Origin of the sequence: Microbacterium sp. NIBRBAC000506063 (genome assembly GCF_017968845.1) — a bacterium.
Taxonomy (GTDB): domain Bacteria; phylum Actinomycetota; class Actinomycetes; order Actinomycetales; family Microbacteriaceae; genus Microbacterium.
Genome location: NZ_CP072876.1, coordinates 1,046,386 through 1,069,286, shown reverse-complemented (window position 1 = coordinate 1,069,286; position 22,901 = coordinate 1,046,386). Strand labels below are relative to the sequence as shown.

Sequence of the window (22,901 nt, the reverse complement as noted above, 5' to 3'; positions counted from 1 at the left end):
CCGAACCTCCGGCACAGCACCACGGACCCATGAGCACGCCTGGTGCACGCAGTCCCGGCATCCGACATCGGAGGGCATCGTCGTGTACGTGCGCTGTCCCGGATGCGGCGCACTCCGCGTCGATCGACAGGAGCGCGATGGGATACCGCCGACCGCCCTCAGCGCCGAGTCGACCGGACATCACTCCAGCACGACGAGCCGCTCCGTCGCCCGCGTCATCGCCACATAGCGATCGACCGCGCCGGTCACCCCGGAGCCGAAGCCCTCGCGATCGACGAGCACCACCAGGTCGAACTCCAGCCCCTTCGCCTCCTCCGGCGACAGCGACCGCACCCGTGGCGCACCCGCGAAGGTCGGGTCACCGATGACGCAGGCGACGCCGTCCGCATGGCTCTCCAACCAGTCGGCGATGATCCCGTCACGATCGGATGCCGCGGCGTACGTCACCGGCACGCCGCTGCTGCGCACCGAGGTCGGTACATTCGCATCCGGGATCGCGGCGCGGATGACGGGCTCGGCGACCTCCATGACCTCTTCCGGGGTGCGGTAGTTGATCCGCAGCGACGCGACGCGGACGTCCCGGAGCCCGATGCGCTCCAGCCGCTGTGCCCATTCCTCTCGGAATCCGTGCCGCGCCTGGGCCCGGTCGCCCACCACCGTGAAGCTGCGCGACGGGCATCGCTGCAGCAGCATGCGCCATTGTGCGTCGGTGAGCTCCTGGGCCTCGTCGACGACGATGTGCGCGAAGGGGCCGGCGAGCACATCCGGGTCTTCGACCGGCACCGTGTCGACCTCGTCGAGCACCGCCTGCGCATCCGCGCCCGCAGCATCGACATGATGCGCATCTCGCTGTCATCGCTCTCGATGAGGTGGTCGACGACATGCGACATCTGCTCCCGCGATGCCGCACGGGCCGCCTCGCCCCGGTGCCGCAGGCGCGACGCCTCCGGGTCGCCGATGCGCTGACGCGCGGCATCCAGGAGGGGCAGATCCTCGACCGTCCACGCGCGCGGATCCTCGCGCCGCAGCAGCTCCGCCTCGGCGGCCGACAGCTCAGGCGCGCACTCTCGGAGCACGCCGGGCGACGACCACAGCTCCGCGACGAGATCGGTCGGCTCCCGCATCCGCCAGGCCCTGACGAACATCCCCGTGAGCTCGTCGTCCTGCCGCAGCCAGCGCTGGATGATATGAGCGGGCGCATCCGGATCGTCGAGCTGATCGGTGAGGATCTCGAGGACGCGTTCCCAGGCCTCGTCGCGGGCGTCGTTGAGCGGAGCGCCGGATGCAGCGGCCTCGAAGGCCTCCGCCCAATCCGCCCGGCTCAGGAAGAGATCGCCCCAAGGGGATTCCACCCGGATCGCGTACGCCGGCGGCCGGACGTACCGGCGCACCGCCGCCTCGATCACGGCGACCGGATCCAGCCCGCCCTTCAGCGCCGCGACGGCCGGATCGGTCTCTTCTGCGGCATCCGACCCCTCCGGCACGAGATCGCGGAGCGTGCACATGCGCACGCTCTCCTCGCCCAGACTCGGCAGGACATCGTCGACATAGGAGAGGTACGCGCGATTCGGGCCGACGAAGAGCATGCCTCCTCCGCCCTCGGTCAGGCGCCGCTCGGCGTACAGCAGGTGCGCCGCGCGATGAAGAGCGACGACGGTCTTGCCCGTGCCGGGCCCGCCGTCCACGACGAGCGCGCCGCGGGAGCCCGCCGGATGATCGCGTCCTGGTCGGACTGGATCGTGGCGAGCACGTCGCGCATCCGCGCGGAACGGTGAGCGCCGAGACTCGCGATGAACGCCGACTGGTCGTCGAGGGCGCCACCCCTCTCGAGCTCGCCGAGGGTGAGCGCCTCGTCCCAATAGTCGCGCACCCGGCCGTCACTCCAGCGATAGCGACGGCGACCGGTCAGGCCCATCGGATCCTCCAGCGTCGCCGCGAAGAACGGCTCGGCGGCGGGGGCGCGCCAGTCCACGAGCAGGCGCTTCCCGGTCTCGTCCGACAGGCCGACGCGCCCGATGTAGATCGGCTCGGAGCCTCGGCCGGCGTCATCCGCCCCAGGCACAGGTCGAGCCCGAACCTGCCCAGCAGGCGGAGCCGGGCGTTCAGTCGCCGGATCTCCTGGTCGCGCTCCATTCCCGCCTGGCCGTAGCCGGCGGGAGACTGGCGCAGTTCGGCGAGCCGTTCGGCGATCTCGGCGCGCTGCACGCGCAGGCTCTCCGCGATCTCGGCGAAGCGGATGCGGTCGTCGCCGATGAGATCGGTCGAGGCCTTCGCCGCGAGACGCGCGGGCAGGTCGAAGGGGTCGGCGGTGGGGCGGATGCCATGGTCCTCCTCGGACTCGCGCGTCTCTCACGCGAGCGAGGACCCATTCTGCGCCCTGAGGGGGCCTTGCCGCAAGACCCCCTCCCGCGATATCCTGGACATGGCAGGGAGCGCGGCTCCCTGCTTTTTGCGTGTCCGTGTCGGACCACCGCCTGAGCGGCGAACCCGACGACCGCGCGGCGACGGGTGAAGCGTCCGGCCCAGGGACCGACGTCCGCCCCGGTCCGCGCGATGCGTCAGGGTGTGGGTGCCAGGGTGGCGTTGACCCCGGTGACCGTCTGCCCGCCGGTGACCGTCAACGCGGTGCTGCCGGTGTACCCGGCAGAACCGGATGCGGTCCCGTCCCACCACTGGGTGTGATGGCCGCCGGAGTGATCGGCGAACGCGACCCGGTACTCACCCGCGGTCACATCCCCGATCCACCACGACCCGTCCGCACCCGTGCACGTGGCATGGGTGGCCGGCCCCGTCTCCCCCTCATAGAGGTAGATGCACACCCCCGAAAGCGGTGCCCCGCCGCGGTGACCTGCCCCGTCACCGCACCGGCCGCAACCGGCAGCATGCTCGCATCCGCCGTGACCGTCCCGCCCCGGCAGGAACGACCACCGCCGCGGCACCGGCCTGCGAGGCCGCACCCCGGGCTGGCCATCCCACCACTGGGTCAGAAGCACCCGGCCGGATCGAAGAACGCCACGTCATAGCCCTGCGCGTCGATCCCATACAGGCCATACCCGCCGGCCGCATCCGCACACGTCGCGAACGACGCCGCATCCGACACCCCCGCTCATACGCGAACACACACACCGACCCAGCAGGACCCTCGGGTCCGGCGATCGACCCGATCAGATGACCCGTGGGCTCGCCCGCGAGCTCGACGTCGACGATCGTGGAGGTCCCGGCGCCGACCGTGACCGGCTCCTCTCGCCAGGACGTCGTGAAGACCCCGGAGGGATCGGCGACGGCGAGGACATAGTCGCCGGCCGTCACTCCCGTGATCTCGTACGCGCCCAGCTCGTCCGCGCACGAGGCGAACGACGCCGACGGCGCCTGGGCGTCCGCGTACAGATAGGCGCAGGCACCTTCCACCGGTGCGCCGCCCGCGGCGGAGACCACACCCGACACCGAGCCCGGCGACGGCGCACCGTGCACCATCACGTGGACCTCGGCGGTGACCGAAGGGCCTCCTCCGGCGTGGGCGACCGTGACGGTCGCGTCGTAGTGACCGGGCGCGGTGTAGACGTGGTCGGGGTCGGGACCCTCGCCCGTGGTGCCGTCGCCGAAGTCCCAGGTGTACTCGAGGCCGGAGATCGAAGGGGCGAGGTCGACGCAGCCGATCCGCAGCGCGGGGTTGTCGGGATCGTGGATCACGATCGACACCGCCTTGTGCCCCGCCCGCTGCGGCTGGACGACCTCGACGAGACCGCTGCGCCCCTCGGTATCCGAGGTGAAGTACGGCCAGATCTCGTTCTCCTCGACGAAGGGCTGCGACTCGTCGAAGCGGAAGTGCGCGCCGCCCAGATTCGACGTGCACGGCTCTTCGTGCACATGCGCCTGGTGGAACCGGTTGGGCTGGAGCCCGGTGACGTCGACGGATGCGGAGGTCGCACCGCGTTCGCGGACGATCGTGCCGGTGCCGGTGAGCTCGGGGCGGCCGTCAGGCCGTGGGAGTAGGAATGGAACTGCCCGCTCGTGGTCACCTCCGTCGTGAACGAGACCGCGAGCGGCGAGTCGCCGTGCGCGGGGGTCGCCTTCGCCTCGATCTGCGGCAGGGCGCCGGCGGTGACGGAGATCTCCACCTCGGCGGTGCCGATCTCCACGGCGCCGCTGGTCACGGTCACGACCGCGGTGTACTCGGCGGGGTCGACGTAGGTGTGCTCGGGCGACAGGCCGGTTCCCGTCGTGCCATCGCCGAAGTCCCAGCTGTAGGTGTAATGGGGGGCGTGCTCTCCCGGTGCCTCCGCGGTGAAGGCGACGTGCAGGGCGCCGGGCCGCTCGTCGGGTCGGCCGTCGCGAGCACGGTGGGCGCCTCGTCGTCGGTGATGGTGATCGGGAACTCCCGCTCATAGAAGCCGCCCTGGCCATCGGTCACGAGCAGGCTCGCGATGTACTCCCCGGGGTCGTGTACTCGAACATCGCGTGATCGGCGGTCGACTGGCTCCCGCCCACGCCGAAGTCCCAGACGAGCTCGACGGGGTCGCCGTCGGGATCCATCGCGTTCGCGGTGAAGTGGACGACGAGGGGAGCCGATCCGCTCGTCGGGGCGACGACCGGACTCGCAGCGGGAGGCTGGTTCCCGCTGCTCTCCTGCACGACGACCATTCCGCCCATGGTCGGTCCGTGCAGCGAGCAGATGAACTCGTACATCCCCGGCTCGTCGAAGGTGTAGCGGAAGGGCTCACCGCCGATGTCACGGTACTCGGCGACATCCGTCGGCCAGGGAGTGCGGGTGTCGAGCGAGATCAGATCGTGCCCTTGCCCCGCCTGATCGAAGCGCCACTCGACCGTGTCGCCGGGGGCGATGATGACGATCGAGGTGCCGGTGTCCTCCGAGACCCACCGCTGCTCGGGGTCGTCGACGGCGCGCATGATCCAGGTCCGGCCCTCGGCCTCCGGCTCCGGTGCCGCGACTGCCGGGGTCGCGACCAGGGCGCCGCCGAGGAGCAGCATGACCGCGACGGGCAGCGCGAAGACCGACCGCAGTCCGCGAGACGCGCGGCGCAGGAGGGAGGGCGGGAGGAACGCACGGAGCGGGGCATCGTCGACGGTGACCTTTCAGCAGCACTACAGCGGGCTGAACGCAGTTCATATCTATGAACACGCTCTCTGTGATTCTGGGCCGAATCACCCTCCGGAGTCAAGCGGAGGCTCTCAGCGCGACCCGACCTCGAACTCGGCGACGCCGACGGGGTTGTCGAACTCTCCGACCCGCAGTGCGATCTCGGCCTTCCATGTGCCCGGGCGGGAAGGACGACGGTGGCGGAGTAGGTTCCGGGTGCGATGGAGGTCATCTCGACCGAGCCGAGGTCGATGTCACCGGACGACAGTCGCACCCGTGGCGTGTCCATGCCCTCCGTCGGCGCCCCCGCCGAGTCGAACAGCTCGACCAGGACCGTCGCCGGACCCTCCAGGGCGGGCTCGAGCGTGGCCCGTGCCTCGATGTCGCCCAGCGACACGCTCTCCACGGCGACGCCGCGCGAACCCGAGGACTCGTCGCGCTGCGGGCTCGTCTCGACGAGGAAGCCGGTGATGAGCAGGACGATCACCAGGGCCGCCGCTTCCGCGGCGACGTAGCGGGTGAGGATCGCCGCACCGCCGCGCTTGTCCTTGCGCCGGGTGGCCACTGCGATCTGCGGTAGCACGATGAAGCGGTTGGCCGCGGCGATCACCACGGCGACGAGGGCGACGGCGATCTTGGCGAGCAGCAGCCAGCCATAAGAGCTGTCGAAGAGCACCTCCCAAGAGCCGGCGATCCGCCAGGCGAGAACGGTGCCCGTCACGACGAGGGCGACGAGCACGCCCGCCGCGACCGTGGAGAACCGCGCGAGCACGTCGGCCGCGAGCGTCCCGGGCGCCCGGCCAGATCGGGCAGCACGAGGAACAGCGCCACGAGACCGCCGAGCCACACGCCCCGGCGAGCAGGTGAAGGATGTCGGCGCTGATCGCCAGGAGCTCGGGCGTCGCCGCCCTCGTGTGCCCCGTGAAGGCCGGAGCGGACAGGCCGAGGAGGGCGGCGATCAGGGCGAGGAGAGGGCGAGGCCCGCCCGGCGTCCGTCGCGGATCAGCCAGGCGGCGCATCCGATCCCGAGCACGACGGTCGCCGACACCGCGTACGCCGGGATCGCGAGCGTCGTCCAGGTGTCGCCGTCGGTCAGGATGCCGGGTCCGCCGCCGAACTGGTACATCGCCGTGAGCGGAAGAGCGAGAGTCCAGGTCACCGCCGTGGCGAGCGCTCCGTATCGCGCGGTGCGTACGAGCCGGACGCGACCGCGATCCGCGTCGCGTCCGGCGGGCAGGAGCAGGGCGAGGAACACGATGAGCCCCGCGGTCAGCAGCAGGCTGAGATAGCCGAGCCACTGGTTGACGCTCAGGAGCCAGGACGGACCGGTCGTGTCGGGGGCAGGGCGATGATCTGGGCGCTCGGCTCTCCGATGGAGAAGACGTGCGCACCGCTGACGGGATGGCCGTCACCGGAGACGACGCGCCAGGCCACGATGAGGGTGCCCTCGCCCACCTCTTCCTCCAGGACGACCGACAGCGCGGAGCCATCCGTCTCCGCCGTCGACGCCACGGTCTCCCCGGTGGCGTCGTAGACCCGCACGCCACCGGGGACGAGGGTGACCGACTCGCTGAAGGTGAAGGTGATCGCCTCCGGCTGTGCCGACAGCACGGCCCCTTCGGCGGGTCGGTGTCGATCAGCGTCGCGTGTGCGCTGGCGGGCGCAGCCGGCCCCAGGACGAGGAGGGCGATGAGCGCCGCGGCGAAGAAGAGGATCGAACCGGCCCGCATCCCCCTGCGCGGGGCGAAGGCTGGGTTCCGGCGAAGCGAGGCACGGTCGAAACTCAATCAACATGCTGAACGAAAGTCAAGTATGTGAACGCTGGACGCGGGGTGTGCTGTCGACCTGTGGAAAGCCGTCCAAGTATGCGGACAGCGACTAGCATAGGGCTTCATGCTTCCCAGATGCCAGGAGAAGAGGCGTGATGACGACTGACAACACCAAGGGCAATGCGGCGGGGCGGTGAAGTCCGCTGCGCGTGCGCTGGATCTCCTCGATGAGATCGCCGGCAACGGCCCCGGGACTCAGGTCCAGCTCTCGGCCCGGCTGGGATCCCCCGCAGCAGCCTCCATGCCCTGCTGCGCACGATGACCGATCGGGGTGGCTGCAGACGGATTCGACCGGCAGCGTGTACCAGCTCGGCATCCACTCCCTCGTGGTCAGCTCCGCCTACCTCGCCGGCGACCCGGTGGTCGCACGCGCGGCGGCCATCATGGATCAGATCTCGGCGGCCACCGAGGAGACGGTCAACCTCGGCAGGCTGGTCGGTGCCGATGTCATCTATACCGCCAAGCGCGAGTCCGTCCACCTCTCCGGATGCACTCGCCCATCGGGCGCCGACTGCCCGCCTACTCCACGGCGCTGGGACGCGCCGTCCTCGCCGAGCTCCCGAGGGAGGAGCGCGAGGCGATCGTCCCGAGCGCATCGAGCCGTTGACGGCACGCACCGTCACCGATCGGGCCGGAGTCCTGGCGCTGATCGATGAAGCCGAGCGGGTCGGGTACGCCGCAGAGAGCGACGAGTCCTGCGTGGGGTGCGCTGTTTCGGCGTCGCCCTGCCGGCGGGCGGTCGACGGTCGACGGCATCAGCGTCGCGGTGCCGCAGAGCCGCCTGGACGATGCGCGCGAGTCCTACATCATCGAGACGCTGCTCAGCATCAAGGCGCGTCTTTCCTCCGAGCTGGATCATGCGTTCGTCCGCTAGAGGAGACGAGGCCCGGGCAGCGCCAAGACCGGATCCGTTCAAGTAAGCGAACGATCACAGACATAAATTCACGTATTCGACTTAAGTTCTTGACTCTGTAGTCTCGCGTTCCTTAGACTCGGCCCATCCGAGGTGTGACGTCGTCGTCGCCCTGTGAGTCGAGGAGCCCAATGAACGTGCTTAAGAAGTCCGAGCGCACCACCCTGGCTGCGCGCACCCGTCGGTCGCTCTGGCGCCTGCTTGCTCTCGCCACCGCGATCCTCGTCGCGGCCCCGGCGATGGCGGTGACGACGGCCTCTCCGGCCACGGCCGCCGCAGACGACGGGATCCTCCGGGTCCTGCTGTTCTACAAGACCAACTTCCATGCCTCGCATGTGCAGGCGCGCCAGGCGGTCAACGAGCTCGCCCAGGAGCTGGCCACGCAGCACGGTCAGGTCCTGCAGGTCGAGGAGACCGACAACCCCGCGGCCTTCAACGCCGACAACCTGGCCACTCACGACGCCGTCGTGTTCGCCCAGACCGGTGGCGTGCTCTTCAACACGGAGCAGCGCGAGGCGCTCGAGGACTACATCCGCGGGGCGGCGGCTACATGGGTCTTCACTACGCGTCCTGGTCGGCCGGCACCGTCAGCGAGCACGACGTGAACCCCTTCTATCTGCAGCTCGTCGGCGCCGTCTCGGAGGGCACCCGGAGAACCCCGCCGTGCGCCCGGGTCAGATCTCGGTGCAGGATGCCGGCCACCCGCTCACCCAGGGACTCCCGGCCACGCACACCCGCTCGGACGAGTGGTACGACTGGAACGTCAACCCGGCGCAGAACGTGCGCACGCTCGTGTCGGTGGCCGAGTCCTCCTACAACAACCTGGGTCGCCAGGGCACGACGCACCCGGTCACCTGGTGCCAGGAGATCGACAACGGACGCTCCTGGTACACCTCGATGGGACACGAGGGCGCGCACTACTCCGAGTCCTACATGCGCACCCAGATGCGTCACGGTCTCGCCTTCGCCGCGGGCCTGCTCCCCGCGGACTGCTCGCCGCCGGCGAAGGACGAGGCAGGCGCGTGGAGCGGCGTTCAGCCGTGGCCGCTCATGGCGATCAACATGTCGCTGACCGCCGAGGGCAAGATCCAGAGCTTCGGCAGCGTCGATGGATGGGGCACCGACTCGACCCCCTACGACTGGACGGGCAACTCCTCGGTGAGCCAGGGCGGTCACTTCGAGACCGACGTCTGGGACCCCGCAGAGGAGCGCACCCTCGACAACCTGCGCGAGGGCATCGTCGCGAACAACACCTACACCGACCTGTTCTGCTCCGTGCAGGTGCAGAACCCGCACCGGCGCACCGTCATGACGATGGGCGGCGACGACATGCTGGGCGCCAACGACCCCGTCGACGGCGCGATCGGCGTCACCAGCTACTCCAGCCACACGGGCCTGGTCAACGAGGCGCCCATGCAGTTCCCGCGCTGGTACCCGACCGCGACCACGATGCCGACCGGCGACATCGTCGTCCAGGCGGCGACCTGCGTGGCAACACCGGCCCCGGAGCTCCGACCCGGAGATCTACACCCCGAACGAGGGTGCCGGCTGGACCGCGCTGACCGGTGCGACCAGCACCGAGGCCTACAACGGCGGCGGCGAGAACCGCTGGTGGTACCCGCGTGCCTTCGTGGCCCCGGGCTCCGGTCACCTCTTCAACGTGAGTGGCACCGTCATGTGGGATCTCGACCCCTACGCCAACGACGGCACCGGCGAGCTGACGATGCGCGGCTCCATCCCCGCTGCGATCCGTGACCAGGGCAGTGACCTCGGCCGTCCGGTCGGCGCCACCTCGACGGCCGTCATGTACGAGCCCGGAAAGATCCTGCAGGTCGGCGGCGGCGGATGGTCCAACGGCGGCGGCGGCAGGGTGCCCGCGGCGGCATGGTGATCGACATCACCGGCGGCACCGAGAACCCGCAGATCTCTGCGATCCAGCCGATGACGTACCACCGTCACTGGGCCAACGCCACGGTGATGCCCGACGGCAACGTCATCGTCACGGGCGGCTCGGCCGGCAACAACAACAACGACCGCTACGTCACCAACCCTGAGATCTGGAACCCCAGACCGGTGAGTGGACGCTGGTGGAGATCCCCTACGAGCACGCGCGGCTGTACCACTCGACCGCTCTGCTCGTGCCGGACGGGCGCATCATGATCGGCGGTGGCGGCGCCCCGGGCCCCGCAACTACACCGACGTCGAGTTCTACTCGCCGGCGTACCTGTTCGACGGGGACGAGGAAGCAGTACGACCCGAGATCACGAACGTCAAGAGCGACCTCGGCTACGACGGCACCTTCCAGGTGCAGACCAACGGCGGTGACATCTCGCGCGTCACGCTCGTGCGCAACGGCTCGGTCACGCACAGCTTCAACAACGACCAGAACTTCCAGGAGCTGGAGTTCACGCAGTCGGGAAGCACGCTGACGGTCGACGCCCCGCAGGACGCGACCTACGCCCTCCCGGTGCGTACATGCTGTTCGTCTTCAACGCGGACGGCACGCCCTCGATCGCCGAGATCGTCCACTTCGACCCCGAGGTCGAGATGGACCAGCGCACCCCGAGGTCGTCGACCAGTTCGAGTACCCGCGGGTGCCCACCACCTGGCGCAGCGGCACCTACCCCGCCGTCACCGCGGTGAACACCGGCGATGGCCGCATGGCTCCCTGGACCGTCACCGACGGCACCGCCGAGCTCGTGCGCGGCACCGCCGGCAGCATGGGCGGTCTCGGCCGGGTCGGCACGCACCTCGCGGTCGCACCGGAGACGAGCCTGGAGCGCACGATCGCTGCTCTCGACCCCGGTCGGGAGTACCGCATTTCGCTGCGCTACGCACGCGACAGCAGGACGGCCGGCTCCGCCGATGCCGTGACCGCGCTGTCGATCGGCGACCTTCAGTACTCGATAATCGCGACCACGGCGACGCCGTCGGCCAGCGGCAGCGGCCAGATCACCTTCGGCACCTACGTCGGCACCTTCACGGCCGAGCAGCGCACGGAGAAGCTCACGCTGGAGGGCGTCGGTGCCGCGGGAATGATGATCGACGATCTCGTCATCATCGGGGCGGACCCCGGCATCGAGGACGCCCTCGTGCACTACCGCTTCGACGAGGGAACCGGCTCCACCGCTGCCAACAGCGGCACGCGGGCTAGCGCGGGTGCGGCTTCGCTGAGCGGAGACGTCGGATGGTCGGATGATGCCGTCTTCGGCAAGTCGCTGGCCTTCCCCGGCGGCGACGACGACTTCGTCACGCTCCCGAACGGCGTGCTCCAGGGCGTCACCGATTTCTCGGTGTCGATGTGGACCAAGCTCGACGAGCGCAAGGACTGGACCGGACTCTTCCAGGTCGGTGAGGGCACCGGCGAAACCGGCGGATACTTCCAGATCCAGAGCAACACCCGGGTGACCCCGGTGGTTCGGGACTGGCCGCCACGTTCAAGAACCCGGGTTCGCTGTCCCCGGGCGGTTCGGTGGTCGAGGAGCGGATCCTCGCTGGCGGGGCGACCGACCTGCCCATCGGATCGTGGGCGCACGTCGCCTTCACACGTGAGGGTGACACCGGAACGCTGTACCTGAATGGTGAGGTGGTCGGAAGTCGCGACGACTTCTCGATCGGGCTGCCCGACGTCGGGAACCAGACCGCGAACTGGCTCGGCAAGAACGGCTACCCAGACGACCCCTTCGTCGGAAAGATGGATGAGGTTCGCCTGTACAGCACGGCGCTGGATGCGAGTTCCATCGCGCGTCTGTACGACGACGGTTCGGCACTGCGCACCACGACGACCGTCGAGGTCTCGCCGGAGTCGCCGTCGCCGCACAGCGAGCCGCTCACGGTCACCGCGAAGGTGATCGGCCCCGGCGGCGAGGACGCCGAAGGCAGCGTCACGCTGTGGGTCAACGGCGTGAGCGTCGGCAACGCCATCGAACTCGAGGCGGGATCGGCGACGTTCCCCGCGATCACCCGAGCGCGCGGCGACCACACCATCGAGGTGCGGTTCGAGGCGGCGGAAGGCTTCCGCAACTCGACGGCATCCGTGGTCCACACGGTCCTGCGACCGGGTACGGGCCAGGGTCCGGCTGTGCACTTCCCCTTCGACGAGGGTGAGGGTTTGACGGCATCGAACGTGGGATGGGACGTGGATCGCACGACCGCCTCCCTGAACAGCGCCAACTGGTGGTCGCAGGGCTTCTACGGGCCGGGTGTGAACCTGCCCGGTGGCGGCTCGGGCACGGGCAACCACATCCTCCTGCCTGACAACCTCACGCAGGACTTCGAGGAGGAGTTCTCGGTGTCGATCTGGGCGAACCCGCGCAGCCTTCCCGGCTGGGTGTCGCTCGTCCAGCTCGGCAGCAGCACCGACACCTTCTTCCTGCTGCAGTCGAACACGAGCGCGGCCGGAGCCACCGGTTTTGCCGCGACGCTGAAGGCACCGGGCAACCCCGTCCAGGAGCGTTTGACGCTGGGTGCCGGCAACGACCTCGCCCTGAACAAGTGGACCCACGTGGTCTTCACGATGAGCGGGAGCACGGGGAAGATCTACTTCGACGGCGTGCTGCAGGCGACGCGTGACGACTTCTCGCTGCGCATCCAGGATGTGGGAGGAGCCAACCAGCAGACCTCGGCCAACATGATCGGTGGCACGAGCTGGCCCGACGGCCGATGGAACGGTTGGGTCGATGACTTCCAGCTGTTCGATCACGAGCTGACGGCCGAAGAGGTCCGCCGCATGGCGGCCGGTCCTGCGACGCCGACCGCTCCGGTGACGAACTTCGCCCCCGCGGCGACGATCGACCACTCGGGCAGCGCCTCGTGGGAGGCGCCGGAGAAGGTCAACTTCCCGAACACCCCGACGAGCTCGGGGCCGGGCGCCGGCCACGGCTGGGGCACCTGGGGACTGGCCAACAACGGCATCAGCACCGCCCGTCAGGCGTGGATCAGCTACGGCTGGGACAAGGCGGTCACGCTGGACTCGACCGACATCTACTGGCTGGATGACGGAGCCGGGTCACGCGTACCCCGCGGGAACACCTGGGCGATCGAGTACTCGAACAACGGGACGAGCTGGACGCCGGTGACGCTGACGAACGGTTCGACCTACGCCGGTGCGCTCGAGGTCGACACCTTCAACCACGTCGAGTTCGAGGAGGTCAGCGCGAAGTTCCTGCGCATCCGCATCTGGGGCGTCGCGGGGGCCGGCAACGGCACCGGCGTGCTGCGCTGGGCTGCGGGCGGCCCGGGGATCGCGTCCTTCGACGACCGCCTGCTGGTGCGTACCACCGTCGGGCAGATCCCGTTCCTCCCGGAGGCGCTGGACGCGGTCTACGAAGACGGCACCGAGACCTTCATCGAGGTGGACTGGCAGCCGATCTCGTCGGGCATGGTCTCCGCGGTGAACGATCAGCCGTTCACGGTGTACGGCTCCAACAAGGCGCACAGCCGGGTGGCCGAGGCGCAGATCTACGTCCGCACCAACCCCGAGGGCGGCATCGCCATCGACGAGGTGCAGTCGTTCCAGCTCCGCGTGGAGCCGGGCGAGGAGGCGACTCTTCCCCGCTTCGCCGAGGTCCTCTACAGCGATGGATCGCGCGACAACCGCTCCATCGTCGTGGACTGGGACTTCGACGAGGAGATCGTCAACACCCCGGGCGTGCACATCATCGAGGGCACCCTGCTGCGTCCGCCGTTCGTGAACGCCGAGGGGAAGATCTCCACGACGCTCCAGCTGACGGTCGGCGAGTCGGGCTCGAACCAGGTCCCGGTCGCGATCGGCGACAGCTACACGACCGGCTTCGGTCAGGTGCTGACGGTGGCGGCGCCCGGTGTGCTGGGCAACGACACGGATGCCGACGGCGACACTCTCACGGCGGTCCTGGTGACGGAGCCGGCGAACGGCGAGCTGGAGTTGAACGCCGACGGTTCGTTCACCTACACCCCGGATGCCGGATTCTCCGGTGCCGACACCTTCACCTACCGCGCCAGCGACGGGACCGCCGAGTCCCCGCGGCGACGGTGACCATCACGGTCGCCGCCGGTGAGCCGGGCGCGGTGTCGGGTGCGGTGACGGCGGGCGGTTCGCCGCTGGAAGGCGCGTGCATCTACCTGTACGAGAGCGATGCGGCACCGAGTGCCTCCTTCGCCTCCTGCGCGGGTGCGGACGGCGTCTACTACGTGGGCGGAGTGACGGCCGGCGAGTACGTGGTCGCCGTCGCCGACCCCTCGGGTGCCTACGCCACCCTGTGGCTGGAGGAGCCCGTCGTCGTCGACGCCGGGGAGACCTCGGCACTGGACGTCTCGCTGCAGGGTGAGCCGACTGGTCACTTGGTCGGTGCGGTGACGGCTCCGTCCGGTCCTGCTGGGTCGGTGTGTGTGTTCGCGTATGAGCGGGGGTGTCGGATGCGGCGTCGTTCGCGACGTGTGCGGATGCGGCCGGCGGGTATGGCCTGTATGGGATCGACGCGCAGGGCTATGACGTGGCGTTCTTCGATCCGGCCGGGGTGCTTCTGACCCAGTGGTGGGATGGCCAGCCCGGGGGTGCGGCCTCGCAGGCCGGTGCCGCGGCGGTGGTCGTTCCTGCCGGGGCGGGACGGTCACGGCGGATGCGAGCATGCTGCCGGTTGCGGCCGGTGCGGTGACGGGGCAGGTCACCGCGGGCGGGGCACCGCTTTCGGGGTGTGCATCTACCTCTATGAGGGGAGACGGGGCCGGCCACCCATGCCACGTGCACGGGTGCGGACGGGTCGTGGTGGATCGGGGATGTGACCGCGGGTGAGTACCGGGTCGCGTTCGCCGATCACTCCGGCGGCCATCACACCCAGTGGTGGGACGGGACCGCATCCGGTTCTCCCGGGTACACCGGCAGCACCGCGTTGACGGTCACCGGCGGGCAGACGGTCACCGGGGTCAACGCCACCCTCAACCCCACACCCTGACGATGACGGCCTCCCCACACGGAGGTCACAGCAGAAGGACCCTGCCCGCTCCGGTGATGCACCGGGGCGGGCAGGGACGCGTCCAACCCGAGGACGCGTACAGACAGCAACGAATATGAGGAAGAGCACAATGAAGGAAGAGGAAGCGGTGGGCGCGACACCCTTGCGCGGACGGGAACGTCCCCGGCGCCGCCCGCTCTACACCGTGCTGGCCGCAGCGGTCTCGCTGCTCGTCGTCGGGGGATCGTGGCGTTTGTGCTGACGCCGACGGACCCCTCGCTGAACCTGACGATGGTCGAGCTCACCGAGACTCCCGCGGCGGAGCGCGAGATCACCGCCGAGCAGGTCTCGACGTCGGATGCGGCGGATCGGGGCAGCCAGGTCATCTACGGCGCGGTCGACGTCCGCGGGGTCCCGGTCTCGGACATCACCGTCACGCTGAGGGGCGCGGCGGAGGAGACCGAGGGGAGGAGGCCGTCATCCGCATCGACGACACCGACACCTTCCGTTCCGTCGTCGAGCTGATCCCCGGCGCGTACCAGGTCATCGTCACGATGGAGGTCGCCGGCGAGCTCATCGACATCACCCTGTACCGCGACCTCGAGGACGACAAGCACTACGGTGTCGAGGTGCAGGTGCGCGAAGGCGGCGTCGTGACCTTCTTCCCGATCTCGGTGTACTGATGACCGTGCTCGTCCAGGATCCGATCCGCGTGGGCGTCGTGCTGGGCACGCGCCCGGAGGCGATCAAGCTCGCTCCCGTCATCGACGCACTGCGCAGCCGACCCGGCTACGAGCCCGTGGTCATCTCGACCGGCCAGCACCGCGACCTCGTGGAGCCCCTGCTGGGCCACTTCGGCATCGTTGCCGACGTCGATCTCGCGCTCATGACCGAGGGCCAGGGCCTCGCCGACCTCGCCGGTCAGGCGATCTCCCGGATCGCCGCCGCGCTGGACGACGCCGACATCGACGTCGTGATCGTGCAGGGCGACACGTCCACGGCCCTCGCCGGCGCCCTCGCCGGCTTCTACCGGCGCATCCCGGTCGCACACGTCGAAGCAGGCCTGCGCACCGACGACCGGCTCTCGCCTTCCCGGAGGAGGTCAATCGCCGCATGATCACCCAGGCGGCGGATCTGCACTTCGCCCCGACCCGTCTGGCGGCCGACCGGCTCCGCGCGGAGGGCGTCGCGCCCGAGCGCGTCGTGGAGACGGGCAACACCGTCGTCGACGCGCTGTTCGCGACGATCGAGCGGGATCTGCCCTTTCAGGGACCGGAGGCGCTCGCGCTGCAGGAGATCGAGCGGTCGCCGACGCTCCTGGTCACGGCGCATCGCCGCGAGTCCTGGGACGGGGGATCGCCGCGATCGCCGACGCCGTCCGGACGATCGTCGCCGCGCATCCGGAGCTGCGGGTCGTCTTCCCCGTGCATCCGAACCCCGTCGTGCGCGCCGAGATCCTCCCCGGCTGGCCGGTGACCCCCGCATCGTCCTGACCGAACCGCTCGGCTACCCCGACCTCGTCCGGACCCTCCGTCTCGCGACGCTCGTCCTGACGGACTCGGGCGGCATCCAGGAGGAGGCGTGCTCGCTCGGCGTGCCGACCCTCGTCGCCCGCGACACGACCGAGCGGCCGGAGGGGCGGATGCCGGGGTCTGCTGCTCGTCGGCACGGATCCGCACAAGATCGCCGCCGAGGCGGGGCGCCTGCTCACCGACGCCGACGCGCATGAGAGGCTCTCCTGTCGGAGCCTCCCGTTCGGCGACGGGAAGGCCGGCGAGCGCATCGTGACCGCACTGGACCTCGTGGCCGTCCGCCACTCACATCTCGCACGCTGAAGGAAAGTCATGTCTCACCGCACCCCCACCGAAACCCGCGCTTCGTCCGCCGGGCGGCCGCCGCCGCTCTCGTCCTGACGCTCGGCCTGGGAATCGTCGGCTGCTGGGGAGGCGATGGCGCGGCCCCCGAGGGCACGACGCCGCCCCTCCCGCTGCCGGCACGACCGATGTGAACTCCCCCTCATCGTCGCCGCCTCCGCGATCGGGAAGCGGAGCCGCGACCAGGTCTTCCTGCTGCACGGGCTGGGCATGAGCACGACGCACGAGGACGGCATCCCGCAGGACCTCATCCCCGCGCAGGCCGAGCAGGTCGGCACGGATCTTCTCGGCCTCATCCAGGAGGCGACCATGATCGAGCCGCCCGCAGGCACGCCGGCCGCCCTCCTGGTGGAGTCGCTGACGGAGTACGCGGAGCTCGCGGAGGAGCTGGCGGACTGGACCGCGGACGACGAGGCACTGTCGTCGAAGTGGTTCGACGCGCTCGGCGAGGCCGATGACAGCTGGACCCAGGCGCTGCGGGAGCTCTCGGAGCTCTCCGGCGAGGATCTCCTGGACGACATGCCCGAACTCCTCCTGCCGGACTCGCCGTGACCTCGACCGCGGCGCCGATGACGATCGACATCACGATCGTCAGCTGGGTGATCGGCGCGATCGTGATGTACTACGGGCTGCTGTTCCTGGCGAGCCTGGTTCGTCCGCGGCAGCCCCGGAGCCGCTCGGCGGCGCCTCCGCTCATGGTGCTCCTCATCCCGGCCCGCAACGAGGAGCTCGTGCTCGAGGGGACCCTCTCGGCGATGTCGCGGCTGCGCTACTCCGGCGACTACCGCGTGCTCGTGGTCGACGACGCCTCCGAGGACGCGACGGGTGAGATCGCCGCGCGCTGGGCGGCGACCGACGCCCGCATCCGGCTGAGTCGACGGGTGCTCCCCGAGGCCGCGCAGGGCAAGAGCGAGGTCCTCAACCACTGCTATCGGCTGCTGGAGCGCTGGATCGCCGAGGGCGATCCGTGGATGGGCGGGCGCCGTCGCGATGAGGTCGTGCTGGTGATCGTCGACGCCGACGGGCGGCTGGAGAAGGACGCGCTGGAGAAGGTGGCGCCGTTCTTCGACGATGCCCGCGTGGGGTCGGTGCAGATCGGCGTGCGCATCGCGAACGCCCGCGACAATCTGCTCGCCCGGATGCAGGACATCGAGTTCGTGGGCTTCTCCTGCCTCGTGCAGATCGCCCGCGACTGGATCGGCTCCTCGGGGCTGGGCGGCAACGGACAGTTCACCCGCCTGGCGGCGCTGGCGAGCATCGACCGGGGCGCGGCCGGCGGCGACGGGCCGTGGAGCCGGGGCGCGCTGACCGAGGACCTCGATCTGGGCCTGTGGCTGGTCAGAGCCGGGTGGCGGACGCGGTTCTGCTACGCGACCTTCGTCGCGCAGCAGGGCCTGACCGAGTGGAAGCCCTTGATCCGGCAGCGTACACGGTGGATCCAGGGGCACTATCAGTGCTGGCGGCACATCGGCGGACTCGCCGCGGCAGGGCGGGTGCGTCTGGCGACGCGCTTCGACCTGATCCTCTACCTCGTCCTGGTGGTGACGGTGCTGCTGGTGTCGGCCACGATGGGGGTGGCGCTGCTGGGCGCCGTCGGCGTCGTGGATGTCGTCAACGACTTCCTCGTCTTCGTGCCTTACGGCATCCCCCGGCGCCTGGCGAGCGTGGCCCTCTCGCTGCTGCCCGTCGTGGTGTTCATGGGCACCTATCAGGTCAACAGCCGGCATCCGTTCCGCTGGTGGGAGGTGCCGGCGGCGGGCGTCGCGTTCACGGCGTACAGCTACGCCTGGCTGTGGGTGTCGCTCAAGGCGATCGTCAACATCGCGCGCGGTCGGAACACCTGGGTGAAGACGCCGCGCGTGGCCGCCGCCCCTCCGCAGCGCGAGGTCGCCGTGCCCGCTCGCCGCTGAGCGGTCCCGGGACGAGAGAACGCGGTGACGCCTCCGGGAGGGTCACCGCGTTCTCTCGTCGGGTCGTCAGGCGCCGTGCTTGGCGACGACCTCCGCGCGCGAGTTGTCCTCGCTGGCGAGCACGCCGCCGTTGGCGACGAAGTCGGCGGTGATCTCGCTGTAGACGAGGCGGACGTCCTGGCGGCGGGCGCCGAGGATGTCGACGGCGCTCGCGGTGACGGCCTCGGCGAAGTCGCGACGCTGCTCGATCGTGCGCCCCTTCAGGAGCTCGACGGTGATGTTGGGCATGTGATCCTCCTCAGATCGTCCGTTTCCGGCCACCGAACTGGTGGCTCAACTCCTCGCGGGCCGCGAGGAGAAGCGTGATGATCTCCTGTTCCTTCTCGGGCGTCAGCCGCGCGATCGGCGCAGAGCAGCTGATGGCGTCCTTCGCGGGGAACTGGAACGGGAGAGCGACGGCGAAGCAGCGCATGCCGAGACCGGCCTCTTCGGCGTCGATGGCGTAGCCCGCGCGACGGACGTCGCCGAGGTGCTCGACGAGTGCGTCGCGGGAGGTGATCGTGTGGGCGGTCGTGCCGGCCAGCTGCTCGGGGAAGGTCGTGCGGACCTTCTCGTCGGGCAGGTCGGCGAGAAGGATCTTGCCGAGGGCGGTGGCGTGCGCGGGCAGGCGGCGGCCGATGGCGGAGAACATGCGCAGCGGATGCACGGACTCGCGTTTGGCCAGATAGACGACATCGGTGGCCTCCAGCCGGGCGAGGTGGATGGTCTCGCCGGTGTCGGCCGCGAGGCGGTCCATGATGTCGGAGGTGCGGGTCACGGTCGGATCCTGATCGACGTAGGAGGAGCCGATCAGCAGGGCGTTCAGACCGAGACTGTAGGTCGAGCGTGCCGCGTTCGTCTCGATCCACCCCCGGTGGTCGAGCGTGCGCAGGATGCTGTGCAGGCTGCTCTTGGGGATGCGCAGCCGCTGCGCGAGATCCGCGAGACTCGCCGCTCCCGAAGCCAGGGCTTCGAGCACGTCGAGCGTACGGTCCGCCGACTTCACGGGGACGAAGTCCTGCTCTGCGCCGGTGTCTGCGTCGATCACTGACTGTGCCACTGATTTCTCCTTCGCGTTCACAAGAGTGAATCTTGTTCCGCTACTTGACTACATCGTCACGATAGCCTACCGTCGTCGTACAAGCTACCGAACATCATTCAAGGATGAGGATGACACTCCTGACACTCGGCGAGTCGCTGATCTGCTTCGACAGCGGTGAGGACCGCCTCGACGCCGCTTCCCGCGTCCGCAAGTATGTCGTCGGAGCAGAGAGCAACGTCGCGATCGGGCTCGCCCGCCTCGGACGCTCCGTCGCCTACATCGGCCGCGTCGGCACCGACGCGGGCGGTCGTGAGATCGTGCGCACGCTGCGCGGCGAGGGCGTCGACGTCTCCGGGGTGCGCACGGTCGCCGACCTCCCCACCGCGGTGCTCATCAAGGAGCAGACCGCGCCCGGTCGGGTCGGCGTGACCTACCACCGCCGCCACGCCGCCGGTGCGACCCTGAGCCCGGCCGACATCCCCCAGGACTTCTCCGGCATCCGCCGCCTGCACGTGACCGGCATCACCCTGGTCCTCTCCGCCTCCGCGCGCGACGCCGCGCTCGAGGCGATGCAGCGCGCCCGCGGCGCCGGCGCCCGGGTCAGCCTCGACGCGAACTTCCGCCGCACGCTCGCGAGCGACGACGTCCTCGTCCGTGAGTTCGAGAACGCGGCCGCCCTCGCCGACGAGGTCTTCCTCGGCCGCGGCGAGGCGGCGCTCTGCGCGGGCACCGAGTCGACGCCCGAGCAGTACGCGCAGGGCCTCGACGTGGAGACCGTCGTCCTCAAGGGCGGAAACGGCGGGGCGACGGCGTTCTTCGCGGGCGACCGCATCTCCGTCGAGGCCGAGCAGGTCCCGGTGGTCGACCCGGTCGGTTCCGGGGACGGCTTCGTCGTCGGCTACCTGGACACGATGCTCTCCGGCGGCACGATCGCCGACGCACTGTCGCGCGGGGCGAAGGTCGCCGCACGGGTGATCGGATGCCGCGGCGACTATCAGGGCCTTCCCTACGAGGGCGAGCTCGATGATCGTCGCGCTGAGCTGGCGGTGACCCGATGACCGCGCTGGAGCGCGCACTGGCGGCCGCACCGGTCGTCGCGGTCGTGCGCAACGATTCGATCGAGGCCGCGGAGCGGATCGCGCGGGCCGCCATCCGCGGCGGCGTGCGTCTCATCGAGATCACCTTCACGGTGCCGGGTGCCGAGCTGCTCATCGAGAAGCTGCGCGACCAGGAACCGGAGGCGGTCATCGGCGCAGGCACGGTCCTCACCGCCGAGCAGCTGGAGCGCGCGGCGGCCGCCGGGGCGAAGTTCGCCGTCTCCCCCTGATCGACGAGGAGCTCATCGCCCGCGCGATCGAGCTCGACGTCCCCTTCATGCCCGGCGCGTTCACCCCGACCGAGGTCGCGCGCGCCGCGCGCGCCGGCGCCTTCGCCGTCAAGATCTTCCCCGCGTCTTCGCTGGGTACCTCTTTCATCTCCGCCCTCCGGGACGTGATGCCGGACGTCCGGCTCATGCCCACCGGTGGCATCGCCGCCGACGGCGTCGGCGCCTGGCTCGACGCCGGGGCCGCCGCAGCGGGCCTCGCCGGCGCGCTGAGCACGGCATGGAGACAAGGACAGGATGCCGCCGTCGAACAGACGGCCCGTGATGCGGTCGAGGCCGCAGAAAGGAGCGGTTCATGACCACGGACCGGCCCACCATCGACCCGACCAGGGCGCGTACGGCCACGACGGAGGAACTGCGGGATGCCTTCCTGCTGGAGAACCTCTTCGTCGACGGCGAAGCGCACGCTGCGCACACCGCCGAAGACCGCATGGTCGTGGCGGGCGTCGTGCCCGGCACCGGCGAGCTGAGCCTGCCCGAACTGCCCGCGCTCGGTGCAGAGGGATACAGTCGGCGCGAGTTCGGCGTCATCAACATCGGCGAGGCCGGCGAGGTCGTCGTCGACGGTGAGGTCTACTCCCTGGAGCACCGTGACGGCCTGTACGCCGGCCGTGGCGCACAGCTGTCCTTCCGCGGCGAGGGCGCCCGCTTTTACGTCGTGGCCGTGCTCGCCCACTCCGACAACAAGACCGTGCACATCCCCTTCGCCCAGAGCGAGCCGCTGATGATCGGCGACACCGCCGGCGCCGGCCGCCGGGGTCTGCACCGCTACGTCTGGGGCGACGGCCCGGTCGCCTCCAGCCAGCTGCAGTTCGGCATCACCGTGCTCGAGGAGGGCTCGGTGTGGAACACCTTCCCCGCGCACCTGCACGAGCGCCGCACCGAGATCTACCTCTACTTCGAGCTCGACCCCGCCGGCGCCGTCGTGCACCTCATGGGCGAGCCCGCGCACACCCGGCATCTCATCGTGCGCAACGAGCAGGCCGTGATCTCCCCGCGCTGGTCGATCCACTCCGGTGCGGGCACCGGGCGCTACACCTTCATCTGGGCCATGGCCGGCGACAACCGCGACTACGGCGACCTGGCCGGCGTCCCGACAGAAGAGCTGCGATGAGCCGCGCCACTCCCTTCTCCCTCGACGACCGGACGGCGCTGGTGACCGGCGCCGGCTCCGGCATCGGCCGCGGCATCGCCCACGGCCTGGCCGCCGCCGGTGCCGAGGTGATCCTCGTCGGACGCTCCGAGGCCGTGCACCGCACCGCCGAGGAGATCACGAGCTCCGGGGGCGCGGCGCGCGCCGTGCAGGCGGACCTCTCCGACCTGCGGGCGGCGGACGAGTTGCCGCGCACCATCGGCGAGGACACCGAGGTCGATATCCTGGTCAACTGCGCGGGAACCATCTATCGCAGTCCTTTCCTGGAGCACGAAGACGAGCGGTGGCGCGACGTGTTGGACATCAACCTCGAGGCGCCGCGCGTGCTCAGCCGTGCCTTCGGCGCGCAGATGGTCGACCGCGGACGCGGCAAGATCGTCAACATCGCCAGCCTCCTCTCCTTCCAGGGCGGGGTGAACGTGGCGGCGTACACGACGAGCAAGCACGCGCTCGTCGGGCTCACCAAAGCCCTCGCCAATGAGTGGGCGAGCCGCGGCGTGCAGGTCAACGCCATCGCGCCCGGCTACATCGACACCGACAACACCGCGCCGCTGCGCGCCGACGCGCAGCGCGACGCCGAGATCCTCTCGCGCATCCCCACCGGACGCTGGGGCACGGCGGACGATCTCGCCGGCGCCGCCGTCTATCTCTCCTCCGCGGCATCCGACTACGTCACCGGCCACACCCTCGTGGTCGATGGCGGATGGATGTCGCGTTGACACCGACC

General features: G+C 70.0%; 28 protein-coding genes and 5 pseudogenes. 23 read left to right on the top strand and 10 right to left on the bottom strand.

What is annotated here, in order from left to right; all coding sequences use genetic code 11:
* Positions 1-180 precede the first annotated feature (180 nt).
* The 3 genes and pseudogenes from helR to KAE78_RS06085 all read right to left on the bottom strand — a co-directional run bounded on the left by helR (position 181) and on the right by KAE78_RS06085 (position 3,867).
* A pseudogene (gene helR, locus KAE78_RS06095) lies at positions 181-2,319 on the bottom strand (RNA polymerase recycling motor ATPase HelR).
* A 239-nt stretch (positions 2,320-2,558) separates the two neighbouring features.
* The gene (locus KAE78_RS19515; RefSeq protein ID WP_411155996.1) at positions 2,559-2,732 is read right to left on the bottom strand and encodes a hypothetical protein; all 174 of its coding nucleotides are present in this window, start codon (positions 2,730-2,732) and stop codon (positions 2,559-2,561) included.
* Between the two features lie 124 nt (positions 2,733-2,856).
* The gene (locus tag KAE78_RS06085) at positions 2,857-3,867 is read right to left on the bottom strand and encodes a PKD domain-containing protein (protein ID WP_223172165.1); all 1,011 of its coding nucleotides are present in this window, start codon (positions 3,865-3,867) and stop codon (positions 2,857-2,859) included.
* Between the two features lie 159 nt (positions 3,868-4,026).
* On the opposite strand from KAE78_RS06085, the gene KAE78_RS06080 reads away from it, so the two are divergent.
* A complete protein-coding gene (locus tag KAE78_RS06080) occupies positions 4,027-4,191 on the top strand; it encodes a hypothetical protein (protein WP_223172164.1) in 165 nt (54 codons plus the stop codon).
* Here the strand turns inward: KAE78_RS06080 and KAE78_RS19510 are convergent.
* Positions 4,170-4,301: pseudogene (locus KAE78_RS19510) on the bottom strand (PKD domain-containing protein); the annotation flags it as partial. The gene KAE78_RS06080 and the pseudogene KAE78_RS19510 sit on opposite strands and share 22 nt — an antisense overlap.
* On the opposite strand from KAE78_RS19510, the gene KAE78_RS17435 reads away from it, so the two are divergent.
* Entirely contained in the window at positions 4,254-4,388 is a 135-nt protein-coding gene (locus tag KAE78_RS17435) for a hypothetical protein (RefSeq protein ID WP_262927783.1), read from the top strand. The pseudogene KAE78_RS19510 and the gene KAE78_RS17435 overlap by 48 nt on opposite strands.
* Positions 4,389-4,407: 19 nt before the next feature.
* Here KAE78_RS17435 and KAE78_RS19505 read toward each other — a convergent pair whose 3' ends face one another.
* The 4 genes from KAE78_RS19505 to KAE78_RS17420 all read right to left on the bottom strand — a co-directional run bounded on the left by KAE78_RS19505 (position 4,408) and on the right by KAE78_RS17420 (position 6,709).
* A complete protein-coding gene (locus KAE78_RS19505) occupies positions 4,408-4,842 on the bottom strand; it encodes a PKD domain-containing protein (RefSeq protein WP_411156019.1) in 435 nt (144 codons plus the stop codon).
* A complete protein-coding gene (locus KAE78_RS17425) occupies positions 4,782-5,870 on the bottom strand; it encodes a copper resistance D family protein (RefSeq protein ID WP_262927782.1) in 1,089 nt (362 codons plus the stop codon). Before KAE78_RS17425 ends, KAE78_RS19505 begins: the two co-directional genes overlap by 61 nt.
* Before the next feature lie 186 nt (positions 5,871-6,056).
* On the bottom strand, positions 6,057-6,353 hold the full coding sequence (locus tag KAE78_RS06060; protein ID WP_223172162.1) for a hypothetical protein: 297 nt from the start codon (positions 6,351-6,353) through the stop codon (positions 6,057-6,059).
* Between the two features lie 53 nt (positions 6,354-6,406).
* Complete coding sequence (locus KAE78_RS17420) at positions 6,407-6,709, bottom strand: copper resistance protein CopC (RefSeq protein ID WP_262927781.1); 303 nt, start codon at positions 6,707-6,709, stop codon at positions 6,407-6,409.
* A gap of 705 nt (positions 6,710-7,414) precedes the next feature.
* On the opposite strand from KAE78_RS17420, the gene KAE78_RS06050 reads away from it, so the two are divergent.
* The 17 genes and pseudogenes from KAE78_RS06050 (at position 7,415) to KAE78_RS05975 (ending at position 18,556) form a co-directional block, all read left to right on the top strand.
* On the top strand, positions 7,415-7,534 hold the full coding sequence (locus KAE78_RS06050; protein WP_223172160.1) for an IclR family transcriptional regulator C-terminal domain-containing protein: 120 nt from the start codon (positions 7,415-7,417) through the stop codon (positions 7,532-7,534).
* Positions 7,535-7,971: 437 nt separating this feature from the next.
* Positions 7,972-8,445, top strand: coding sequence for a ThuA domain-containing protein (locus KAE78_RS06045; protein ID WP_262927780.1), 474 nt, complete (start codon positions 7,972-7,974; stop codon positions 8,443-8,445).
* Positions 8,446-8,503: 58 nt separating this feature from the next.
* The gene (locus KAE78_RS06040) at positions 8,504-9,595 is read left to right on the top strand and encodes a ThuA domain-containing protein (RefSeq protein ID WP_223172159.1); all 1,092 of its coding nucleotides are present in this window, start codon (positions 8,504-8,506) and stop codon (positions 9,593-9,595) included.
* Positions 9,564-9,731 (top strand): hypothetical protein, encoded by a 168-nt coding sequence (locus tag KAE78_RS06035; RefSeq protein ID WP_223172158.1) that lies wholly within the window; start codon positions 9,564-9,566, stop codon positions 9,729-9,731. The genes KAE78_RS06040 and KAE78_RS06035 overlap by 32 nt, the downstream gene beginning before the upstream one ends.
* Positions 9,725-10,000 carry a hypothetical protein gene (locus KAE78_RS06030; protein ID WP_223172157.1) on the top strand — a complete coding sequence of 92 codons (276 nt, stop codon included), beginning with the start codon at positions 9,725-9,727 and terminating at the stop codon, positions 9,998-10,000. The genes KAE78_RS06035 and KAE78_RS06030 overlap by 7 nt, the downstream gene beginning before the upstream one ends.
* Positions 9,918-10,309, top strand: a pseudogene (locus KAE78_RS18490) (galactose oxidase early set domain-containing protein); the annotation flags it as partial. The gene KAE78_RS06030 and the pseudogene KAE78_RS18490, both read left to right, overlap by 83 nt.
* 6 nt (positions 10,310-10,315) lie before the next feature.
* Positions 10,316-10,483: a hypothetical protein gene (locus KAE78_RS06020; RefSeq protein WP_223172550.1), complete on the top strand. Its 168-nt coding sequence runs from the start codon at positions 10,316-10,318 to the stop codon at positions 10,481-10,483.
* Positions 10,435-11,418: a hypothetical protein gene (locus KAE78_RS06015; protein ID WP_223172156.1), complete on the top strand. Its 984-nt coding sequence runs from the start codon at positions 10,435-10,437 to the stop codon at positions 11,416-11,418. Before KAE78_RS06020 ends, KAE78_RS06015 begins: the two co-directional genes overlap by 49 nt.
* Positions 11,313-13,856, top strand: coding sequence for a LamG-like jellyroll fold domain-containing protein (locus KAE78_RS06010; protein WP_223172155.1), 2,544 nt, complete (start codon positions 11,313-11,315; stop codon positions 13,854-13,856). Before KAE78_RS06015 ends, KAE78_RS06010 begins: the two co-directional genes overlap by 106 nt.
* The gene (locus KAE78_RS06005; protein WP_223172154.1) at positions 13,853-14,347 is read left to right on the top strand and encodes a carboxypeptidase-like regulatory domain-containing protein; all 495 of its coding nucleotides are present in this window, start codon (positions 13,853-13,855) and stop codon (positions 14,345-14,347) included. The genes KAE78_RS06010 and KAE78_RS06005 overlap by 4 nt, the downstream gene beginning before the upstream one ends.
* 251 nt (positions 14,348-14,598) lie before the next feature.
* On the top strand, positions 14,599-14,772 hold the full coding sequence (locus tag KAE78_RS06000) for a hypothetical protein (RefSeq protein WP_223172153.1): 174 nt from the start codon (positions 14,599-14,601) through the stop codon (positions 14,770-14,772).
* Positions 14,773-15,018: 246 nt separating this feature from the next.
* Positions 15,019-15,297, top strand: coding sequence for a hypothetical protein (locus tag KAE78_RS05995; RefSeq protein WP_223172152.1), 279 nt, complete (start codon positions 15,019-15,021; stop codon positions 15,295-15,297).
* Positions 15,298-15,326: 29 nt separating this feature from the next.
* Complete coding sequence (locus KAE78_RS17410) at positions 15,327-15,455, top strand: hypothetical protein (RefSeq protein WP_262927779.1); 129 nt, start codon at positions 15,327-15,329, stop codon at positions 15,453-15,455.
* A pseudogene (gene wecB, locus KAE78_RS19500) lies at positions 15,455-16,248 on the top strand (non-hydrolyzing UDP-N-acetylglucosamine 2-epimerase). Before KAE78_RS17410 ends, wecB begins: the two are co-directional and overlap by 1 nt.
* On the top strand, positions 16,238-16,501 hold the full coding sequence (locus KAE78_RS19495) for a UDP-N-acetylglucosamine 2-epimerase (protein ID WP_411156018.1): 264 nt from the start codon (positions 16,238-16,240) through the stop codon (positions 16,499-16,501). Before wecB ends, KAE78_RS19495 begins: the two are co-directional and overlap by 11 nt.
* A gap of 220 nt (positions 16,502-16,721) precedes the next feature.
* On the top strand, positions 16,722-17,198 hold the full coding sequence (locus tag KAE78_RS05980; RefSeq protein ID WP_223172151.1) for a hypothetical protein: 477 nt from the start codon (positions 16,722-16,724) through the stop codon (positions 17,196-17,198).
* A 17-nt stretch (positions 17,199-17,215) separates the two neighbouring features.
* Positions 17,216-18,556 (top strand): glycosyltransferase, encoded by a 1,341-nt coding sequence (locus KAE78_RS05975; RefSeq protein WP_223172150.1) that lies wholly within the window; start codon positions 17,216-17,218, stop codon positions 18,554-18,556.
* A 66-nt stretch (positions 18,557-18,622) separates the two neighbouring features.
* Here KAE78_RS05975 and KAE78_RS05970 read toward each other — a convergent pair whose 3' ends face one another.
* Positions 18,623-18,844 carry a tautomerase family protein gene (locus tag KAE78_RS05970; RefSeq protein ID WP_223172149.1) on the bottom strand — a complete coding sequence of 74 codons (222 nt, stop codon included), beginning with the start codon at positions 18,842-18,844 and terminating at the stop codon, positions 18,623-18,625.
* A gap of 10 nt (positions 18,845-18,854) precedes the next feature.
* A complete protein-coding gene (locus tag KAE78_RS05965; protein ID WP_223172148.1) occupies positions 18,855-19,655 on the bottom strand; it encodes an IclR family transcriptional regulator in 801 nt (266 codons plus the stop codon).
* 110 nt (positions 19,656-19,765) lie between these two features.
* Between KAE78_RS05965 and KAE78_RS05960 the strand changes: the two genes are divergently transcribed.
* The 4 genes and pseudogenes from KAE78_RS05960 (at position 19,766) to KAE78_RS05945 (ending at position 22,893) form a co-directional block, all read left to right on the top strand.
* The gene (locus KAE78_RS05960; protein WP_223172147.1) at positions 19,766-20,695 is read left to right on the top strand and encodes a sugar kinase; all 930 of its coding nucleotides are present in this window, start codon (positions 19,766-19,768) and stop codon (positions 20,693-20,695) included.
* Positions 20,692-21,320: pseudogene (locus KAE78_RS19490) on the top strand (bifunctional 4-hydroxy-2-oxoglutarate aldolase/2-dehydro-3-deoxy-phosphogluconate aldolase). Before KAE78_RS05960 ends, KAE78_RS19490 begins: the two are co-directional and overlap by 4 nt.
* Positions 21,317-22,135, top strand: a complete 819-nt coding sequence (gene kduI, locus KAE78_RS05950) for a 5-dehydro-4-deoxy-D-glucuronate isomerase (protein WP_223172146.1) — start codon at positions 21,317-21,319, stop codon at positions 22,133-22,135. The pseudogene KAE78_RS19490 and the gene kduI overlap by 4 nt, the downstream one beginning before the upstream one ends.
* The gene (locus KAE78_RS05945; RefSeq protein ID WP_223172145.1) at positions 22,132-22,893 is read left to right on the top strand and encodes an SDR family oxidoreductase; all 762 of its coding nucleotides are present in this window, start codon (positions 22,132-22,134) and stop codon (positions 22,891-22,893) included. The genes kduI and KAE78_RS05945 overlap by 4 nt, the downstream gene beginning before the upstream one ends.
* The last annotated feature ends 8 nt before the right edge of the window (positions 22,894-22,901 follow it).

Bases quoted from the DNA above. Each gene is read 5' to 3' on its own strand.
- KAE78_RS06045 (WP_262927780.1), top strand. From the start codon at position 7,972: ATGAACGTGCTTAAGAAGTCCGAGCGCACCACCCTGGCTGCGCGCACC.
- KAE78_RS17435 (WP_262927783.1), top strand. From the start codon at position 4,254: ATGGGGGGCGTGCTCTCCCGGTGCCTCCGCGGTGAAGGCGACGTGCAG.
- KAE78_RS06050 (WP_223172160.1), top strand. From the start codon at position 7,415: ATGCACTCGCCCATCGGGCGCCGACTGCCCGCCTACTCCACGGCGCTG.
- kduI (WP_223172146.1), top strand. From the start codon at position 21,317: ATGACCACGGACCGGCCCACCATCGACCCGACCAGGGCGCGTACGGCC.
- KAE78_RS06020 (WP_223172550.1), top strand. From the start codon at position 10,316: ATGCTGTTCGTCTTCAACGCGGACGGCACGCCCTCGATCGCCGAGATC.
- KAE78_RS17410 (WP_262927779.1), top strand. From the start codon at position 15,327: ATGGAGGTCGCCGGCGAGCTCATCGACATCACCCTGTACCGCGACCTC.
- KAE78_RS05975 (WP_223172150.1), top strand. From the start codon at position 17,216: ATGACGATCGACATCACGATCGTCAGCTGGGTGATCGGCGCGATCGTG.
- KAE78_RS05960 (WP_223172147.1), top strand. From the start codon at position 19,766: ATGACACTCCTGACACTCGGCGAGTCGCTGATCTGCTTCGACAGCGGT.
- KAE78_RS05945 (WP_223172145.1), top strand. From the start codon at position 22,132: ATGAGCCGCGCCACTCCCTTCTCCCTCGACGACCGGACGGCGCTGGTG.
- KAE78_RS06035 (WP_223172158.1), top strand. From the start codon at position 9,564: ATGCGCGGCTCCATCCCCGCTGCGATCCGTGACCAGGGCAGTGACCTC.
- KAE78_RS06030 (WP_223172157.1), top strand. From the start codon at position 9,725: ATGGTGATCGACATCACCGGCGGCACCGAGAACCCGCAGATCTCTGCG.
- KAE78_RS05970 (WP_223172149.1), bottom strand. From the start codon at position 18,844: ATGCCCAACATCACCGTCGAGCTCCTGAAGGGGCGCACGATCGAGCAG.
- KAE78_RS05980 (WP_223172151.1), top strand. From the start codon at position 16,722: ATGGCGCGGCCCCCGAGGGCACGACGCCGCCCCTCCCGCTGCCGGCAC.